Source organism: Candidatus Thioglobus sp., from assembly GCF_028599055.1.
Taxonomy (GTDB): domain Bacteria; phylum Pseudomonadota; class Gammaproteobacteria; order PS1; family Pseudothioglobaceae; genus Thioglobus_A.
Genome location: NZ_JAQRMS010000023.1, coordinates 4,078 through 9,496 on the forward strand (window position 1 = coordinate 4,078; position 5,419 = coordinate 9,496).

At 39.3% G+C, this 5,419-nt stretch carries 7 protein-coding genes; 5 read left to right on the top strand and 2 right to left on the bottom strand.

Translation table 11 applies throughout. The annotated features are described in order from the left end of the window. The 3 genes from guaA to PSN35_RS02820 all read left to right on the top strand — a co-directional run. Positions 1-822: glutamine-hydrolyzing GMP synthase (gene guaA, locus PSN35_RS02810; RefSeq protein ID WP_300029130.1), on the top strand; the 822-nt coding region annotated here is incomplete at its 5' end. A 62-nt stretch (positions 823-884) separates the two neighbouring features. Then, entirely contained in the window at positions 885-1,343 is a 459-nt protein-coding gene (tadA, locus tag PSN35_RS02815) for a tRNA adenosine(34) deaminase TadA (protein ID WP_300029133.1), read from the top strand. A 151-nt stretch (positions 1,344-1,494) separates the two neighbouring features. Further along, a complete protein-coding gene (locus PSN35_RS02820) occupies positions 1,495-2,499 on the top strand; it encodes a hypothetical protein (RefSeq protein ID WP_300029136.1) in 1,005 nt (334 codons plus the stop codon). A gap of 95 nt (positions 2,500-2,594) precedes the next feature. On the opposite strand, the gene PSN35_RS02825 is transcribed toward PSN35_RS02820, so the two are convergent. After that, positions 2,595-2,744 carry a hypothetical protein gene (locus PSN35_RS02825; protein WP_300029139.1) on the bottom strand — a complete coding sequence of 50 codons (150 nt, stop codon included), beginning with the start codon at positions 2,742-2,744 and terminating at the stop codon, positions 2,595-2,597. A 394-nt stretch (positions 2,745-3,138) separates the two neighbouring features. On the opposite strand from PSN35_RS02825, the gene PSN35_RS02830 reads away from it, so the two are divergent. Then, entirely contained in the window at positions 3,139-4,254 is a 1,116-nt protein-coding gene (locus PSN35_RS02830) for a YadA-like family protein (protein ID WP_300029142.1), read from the top strand. On the opposite strand, the gene uppS is transcribed toward PSN35_RS02830, so the two are convergent. Continuing rightward, positions 4,251-4,949, bottom strand: a complete 699-nt coding sequence (gene uppS / locus PSN35_RS02835; protein ID WP_367183367.1) for a polyprenyl diphosphate synthase — start codon at positions 4,947-4,949, stop codon at positions 4,251-4,253. The genes PSN35_RS02830 and uppS overlap by 4 nt on opposite strands. A gap of 43 nt (positions 4,950-4,992) precedes the next feature. Between uppS and PSN35_RS02840 the strand changes: the two genes are divergently transcribed. Next, entirely contained in the window at positions 4,993-5,346 is a 354-nt protein-coding gene (locus PSN35_RS02840; protein WP_300029145.1) for a VanZ family protein, read from the top strand. Positions 5,347-5,419 lie beyond the last annotated feature (73 nt).

Sequence of the window (5,419 nt, forward strand, 5' to 3'; positions counted from 1 at the left end):
GATCAGCTGACTTGTGTGTTTGTTGATAACGGCCTATTGCGCCTTAATGAAGGCGACGAGGTAATGCAAACCTTTGCTGACAATATGGGTGTTAAAGTGATTCGCGCCAATGCTCAGAAAAAATTCTACGACGGCCTTGCCAATGAAAACGACCCTGAGAAAAAGCGCAAAATTATTGGCGGTGCGTTTATTGAAGTATTTGAAGAAGAGGCAAGACACTTAGATGATATTAAATTCCTGGCACAAGGTACCATTTACCCAGATGTAATTGAATCTGCCGGTGCAGCCTCTGGCAAGGCCAAAGTGATTAAATCACACCATAACGTTGGTGGCCTACCTGAAGACCTTAAGTTTGAACTGGTTGAACCCCTGCGTGAACTATTTAAAGACGAAGTGCGCACCATTGGCGTTAAGCTAGGCATTCCTGCACACATGTTGTATCGTCACCCATTCCCGGGTCCGGGCTTAGGTGTTCGTATTCTTGGCCAGGTTAAAGAAGAATATGCCAATATTTTACGCGAAGCAGATGCAATCTTTATGGATGAGCTTTACAAGCACGATTTATATGATTCAGTCAACCAAGCCTTTGCGGTATTTTTACCGATTAAATCGGTCGGTGTTACTGGTGATGAGCGCCGTTATGATTATGTCATTGCACTTAGAGCTGTTGAAACTATTGACTTTATGACTGCTCGCTGGGCGCGCTTACCGTATGACTTCTTAGATATTGTGTCCAACCGCATCATGAACGAGATTACTCGTGTATCCCGAGTTGTTTACGATATTTCAGGTAAACCGCCAGCAACCATCGAGTGGGAATAAAGAATGGGGCAGGCAAGGCCTGCACCAAAACCTCAAAAATACTGACATTATAATTCTCGCATATGAGCAACAATCATGATTACTATATGCAGTTGGCAATTGAGCAAGCAAGGCTTGCTGAAAAAATAGGCGAAGTACCGGTGGGTGCGGTGCTTGTGCAAGATGATCAGCTTATTGCCAGCGCACACAACCAGCCGATTTCTAATAACGATCCGACTGCACATGCGGAAATTCAGGTGTTACGCGCTGCAGGCAAAGAGCTGGGAAATTATCGATTTCCAGGCACGACACTATATGTAACGCTAGAGCCGTGCACCATGTGCCTAGGTGCGATGATTCATGCGCGCGTGTCGTGCGTGGTGTTTGGTGCTTTTGATGAAAAAACCGGCGTTTGTGGCTCCTGTCAAGACTTATCTACCAGTGAATGTTTTAACCATAATATTGAAGCTGAAGGTGGTATTCTTGCTAAAGATTGCAAAAAATTATTGCAAGAATTTTTCAAAAATCGTCGAAAAAAATAAACGTTTTTTTTGTTACCAGGCTGATTGTACTACAAATATTCCAAGCTCAAAATCTATAAAATAGTTTTATCTGATCTACACTATAGTTCTTTGTTTTTTGGGAATTATCATGAAATTGGCCAGGTTATTCATATTAACAATATCTGCGTCAGTGTTAGCTGAAAACACTTCAACGGGTAGTAACGCACCACTTAACAACACCTCGGGTACCAAGAATGTAGCCATCGGCGATTCTGCCATGAAAAGCAACACCACAGGCCTTAACAACACCTCTGTTGGTTATTTTGGCTTAAGAAACAACACTTCTGGCAAGCAAAACACTGCTATTGGCAGCTATTCTCTGCGCTATAACACCACGGGTGATGATAATACAGCAATAGGTTTTGAAAGCTTAAAATACAACACCACAGGTGATAAAAATACAGCGGTTGGTAATTATGCTTTGCAAGACAACACCACCGGCACGAGTAACACCTCTGTCGGTAATTACACACTCTCAGACAACACAACAGGTGACAAAAATACAGCAATCGGTAATTACTCAATGCGTTCAAACTCATCAGGCAATGACAACACTTCATTAGGTAACTACGCCATGCGTGACAATACATCCGGCTCTGACAATACTGCCAGTGGTAATTATGCACTGCGATACAACACCACTGGATCAAACAACACTGCACTTGGCAACCAAGGCATGAAAGCCAACACTACCGGTGGATTTAACACTGCCATTGGTGATGATGCACAACTGGCTAATACCACCGGCTCTTACAACGTATCAAACGGTAACGGCACATTAAATAGCTCTAATGGCGATAGCAATACAGCCATTGGCTACCGCGCGGGATACACTAATACAACCGGCTCAAATAATGTGTTTATTGGTCATAAAGCTGGCTACAACGAAACTGGATCCAACAAACTTTATATCTCCAATGGCGACACAGCTTCACCACTGATTCATGGTGATTTTTCCACCCAAGAAGTAACGATAAATGGCAACTTAACAATTAACACTTTAAAGGATGCATCCGGCAACAATGTACTGCGCAAAGTTGGCGATGTTGTGCATATTGGTGCTAATTCATTTACCATTGAAGATGCTTCAACTTCCAGTAGTGGAAAAGATGAAATAGCATCTAGCATTAACTAGCTTCAAATTGGCACCAGTACTTCTCACAATACCACCGTACTTGGCACACTCAGCGTACAAACGCCAACAAGTGACAATCACGCCACTACCAAAGCTTATGTTGATACTGCAACCAATACCAACTCAACCAACATCACCGGAAACAGCTCAAACATAACAACAAACACCAACAATATCACTACAAATTCCAGCTCTATCTCATCCAATAGTGCAAATATTAGCAATAATGCAAATTCAATTGGCACGATTCAAACAGTTAATACGGCTCAAGACTTTTCAATTTCTACAAACAGTGGCAACATTGCAAGCAACTCAAATACCATCACCACAAATACTGCAAATATTGCCATCAACAGTGGTGATATAGCTACTATTAAAACGATCAACACTTCTCAAGAAGGTCTAATTAATACCAATATAAGCACCATCAGTACAAATACAAATAATATATCGACTAATACAACTGACATTAACACCTTGAAAACTAACAATACGACTCAAGATTCATCAATTACAATTAATGCTAGCAATATTTCTAGCAACACGAGCACTATCAACTCAAATACATCGACTATATCAAGCAATTCTTCAACTAACACATCACAAGACTCGTTAATTGCAAACAATTCGGCTGGGATTGTGACAAATACAGCCAATATCTCTAACAATATTGCCACTATCAATACCAATTCATCGAGTATTAATACCATTCAAAATATCAACACTTCTCAAAATTCATCAATAACCAACAATACTGCCAGTATTGTAATTAATGAAAATTCGATATCTGCCAACACAAATAATATATCGACTAATGCAACTGACATTAACACCTTGAAAGCTAATAATACGACTCAAGGTACATCAATCAGTAGCAACACTGCAGATATCAGCACTAACATCAGCTCCATCAATAGTAACAATTTACTTATTGCTGCCAATACAAGTGCGATCAGCACCATCCAAAATATTAACGCCTCACAAGATAGTTTAATTACGACAAATCAATCTAATATCAGTATTAATACCAACAATATATCTACCAATAACTCGAGCATTAGCTCTATTCAGTCTATCAACAGTATTCAAGATGGTGAGATTGCAAATAATTCTAGCTCCATAACCAACAATTTAAGCTCAATCAATTCAAATGCCAGTAGCATTTCTACTAACAGCACAAATATAACAACAAATACTAGTGCTATTCTATCCAATAGCGCTAATATTACAAGCAACACTAATTCCATTAAATTAACAAACACATCTCAAGATTTATCAATAAATAGCAATACTTCAAACATTACAACAAACTCCAACTCTATAAACAGCCTAAATACCATGATTCGTCAAGATGGCAATACAGTTCATATTGGTCAGAATTCAGTTGTATTTGAAGATAGTGCTAGTTATGATGCAATGTACTCTAGCAACGATCAACTAAACATTGGTAGAGTCGGACACAACACTCAAGTTGTTGGTACGCTCAGTGTACCTAATCCAACCCTGTCAGATCACGCCACCAATAAACGCTATGTTGATGCTGGTTTGGCGAAGGTACTTGCAGCTGCCGTATTGCCACAAGCCATGCATGGAGAATCTAATGTCTCTATCGCCATGGGTCAACATAACAATGAAAGAGCTATTGCTTTAGGCTTATCTCATCATGACAATGAAAACAATGTTATTTACCGCTTTATCGGTTCACGCTCTAACAATTCTTCAAGCTCTGCTGTATCAATAGGCTGGGGGTTTTAACTTCGAATGCCGAAACGACGATCACGCATCTGGTAGTTTTCAATTGCTAAATCAAGCTCGGTCTCATCAAAATCTGGCCAAAGCGTGTTAGAAAAGTACATTTCACTATAAGCCAAATGCCAAAGCATGAAATTACTAATGCGTTGTTCACCACTCGTCCTAATCAGTAAATCCACTGAATTATGCTCAAAACTCAAGCAGCTTTCAACTAAATTTTCATCAATTTCATCCAAATCAATTTCACCATGTGAATAAATCTCAGCTATTTTTCTTGTGGCCTGCACTAAATCCCATCTACCTCCATAATTGGCAGCCACAACTAGCTTCATTCCGGAATTACCAGATAATAACTCAACACCATTACGAATAGCTGTTTGCAATTTGGAGTTAAAAATTGTTAAATCGCCAACTATCTCTAGCTGAATATTGGCTTTATTAAGCTTATTAAGCTCTAGTTTTAGTGTTGCCAAAAACAACTTGAACAACCAACCCACTTCTTCTTCAGTGCGCTTGTTGTTTTCAGTGCTAAATGCAAACAGCGTCAAGGTCTCGATACCAATTTCTACACAGTGGCGAACCACTGTACGTACAGCCTTTACACCTTGGCGATGGCCTTCAAATTTCGGCACGCCATGTGACTCGGCCCAACGTCCGTTGCCATCCATAATGATGGCGATATGCTTAGGAATATTCAAAGTAAAATAACATTTGATAAATATAGGTAATTATGACATTAATATGAAACTAATAAAACAAATATATTTAATTAAAAGCGCCGCGATCACATGGCTGATCACCATCACCTACTTGTCACTCAAACCACAAGTAGAAATGCCAATTAATTTTGACCATCTAGACAAAATATTACATCTGGGAAGCTACGGCTTGGCTACAATGTTAATTACACTGGCATATCCACAGACTAGTCAATATCAAACTGCAGCCTTACTATTTACTTATAGTTTATTAATTGAAATTGCACAGCTATTTGCCATTAATCGCTACTTTGAAGTAGCGGATCTTGCAGCCAATCTCGTTGGCATCTTACTAGCAGTTCATCTAATAAGATTCATTCAAAAAACTGCACGGTAATAATTGGCAATCTCTATTACTTATATTCATAGTTATAGTTACCATACTTACCATAACCATACTTACCATAACC